The following is a 1,546-nucleotide window of genomic DNA, read 5'->3' as shown; positions in this document are numbered from 1 at the left end:
AATAGATGGTCATGGTGGCGTCGCCGCCACCAGTTCAGGGCAAAAGTCAGCCACTACCAGCGAAGACGCCGGCTCGGCGAAGTGCGGCTGGAGTATTAGTTTTACAACGGTGGATTGTTATGTCGGTTGTGTTGTCGTTGGTAGTGGGCGTGGCGGGCTTGGGCTTGTCGGCGTCTGCGGTAGGTCGACCAGGCCAGGCGGAGGGTGAGGCTGAGGGCCGTCTTGGTCACGTGTACCAGGAGACGGCGGATCTCGGCTGGGCTGAGGGCGACCATGCCTGGGCTGCTTTTGGGTCTGCCGCCGCAGTGACGGCGAGGAAGGCGTAGGCCAGCATCGACAGGGTGATGTGGCGGTACCAGGCGTGGTAGGTGCGGACCTGGTAGTGGTCCAGGCCGGTCTCGGTCTTGGCGTCCTTGAAGCAGGTCTCGATCCGCCAGCGGGTCCCGGCGACTTTGACGAGGGTGTCGATGGTGGTGTCGTCGGGGCCGGCGCAGAGGTAGTAGGCGAGGTCGTCGGGGTCGGTGACGCTGCGGCGGATGAGCAGCCATCGGGACGCGTCGGCGCGGTCGGTGTGGCCGGGCAGGCCGGCCAGTGCCCAGTCGTGCAGGCGTTGGCCCTTGGAGCCGTCGCCTGCCGACAGCCGCTTCCACGCCTGCGGCGGGGCGTCGGCTGTGAGGGTGTCGGCGCGCAGGCTGCCGGCGCCGGTGTGGATGGGCTGGCTGCGCGGGATCGCCACGACGTAGCCGAGGTGGCGGGTGGCCAGGAAGCGGCGGAACTTCGAGTCGTGCCCGTAGGCCTCATCCGCGGTCACCCAGGCCGCAGTAACCCCGGCGTCCAGGGCGCGGGCCAGCATGCGGGTGGCAAGGATCGGCTTGGTGGCGAACTCGATCTCGTCGCCGATGCCGGCGTCGGCCCGCCGGGCGGGGTCCTCGGTCCAGATCTTGGGCAGGTACAGGTCCCGGTCGATCAGGGCGTGCCCACGCGATGTCGCGTAGGCCAGGAACACCGCCAGCTGGCAGTTCTCCACCCGTCCGGCCGTGCCGGAGTACTGACGCTGAACCCCGGCCGAGCGGCGTCCCTGCTTGACGAACCCGGTCTCGTCCACGATCAGGACGCCGTCCGGGGTGCCCAGACGTGCCGTCACATAGCTGCGCAGGTCATCGCGGACCAGGTCCGGATCCCACACCGCGCCGTTGAGAAGTCGCTGCATCCGGTCCGGCGTCTTCTGCCCCGCAGCCTCAGCCAGCTGCCACGAGTTCTTGCGTTCCACCGGCGCCAGCAGGCCTCGTACGTAGGCCTTGGCTTGCAGCCGGGGCTCGATCCGACCGAACCGGTGCCCGACCTGGGCGAACAGATCTTCAAACCCTGCCTGCCACGCCGCAAGATCTACACGAGTCACCGCATCGGTCACCGTCGCATCGTAATATCACGATCTACGGTTGTAAAATTAGTACTCCAGCCGCACTTCGCCGAGCCGGCGTCTTCGCTGGTAGTGGCTGACTTTTGCCCTGAACTGGTGGCGGCGACGCCACCATGACCATCTATT

1 protein-coding gene is annotated in these 1,546 nt (G+C 67.1%); it reads right to left on the bottom strand.

Translation table 11 applies throughout. The features are described 5' to 3' along the window. Positions 1–226: 226 nt before the first annotated feature. Entirely contained in the window at positions 227–1,354 is a 1,128-nt protein-coding gene (locus AB0J67_RS41045; protein ID WP_363491226.1) for an IS701 family transposase, read from the bottom strand. Between the last annotated feature and the right edge of the window lie 192 nt (positions 1,355–1,546).

Origin of the sequence: Catellatospora sp. NPDC049609 (assembly GCF_040675365.1) — a bacterium.
GTDB lineage: Bacteria > Actinomycetota > Actinomycetes > Mycobacteriales > Micromonosporaceae > Catellatospora.
Note: the sequence above shows the minus strand (reverse complement) of the source record. Positions and strands in the feature narration are given on the sequence as shown.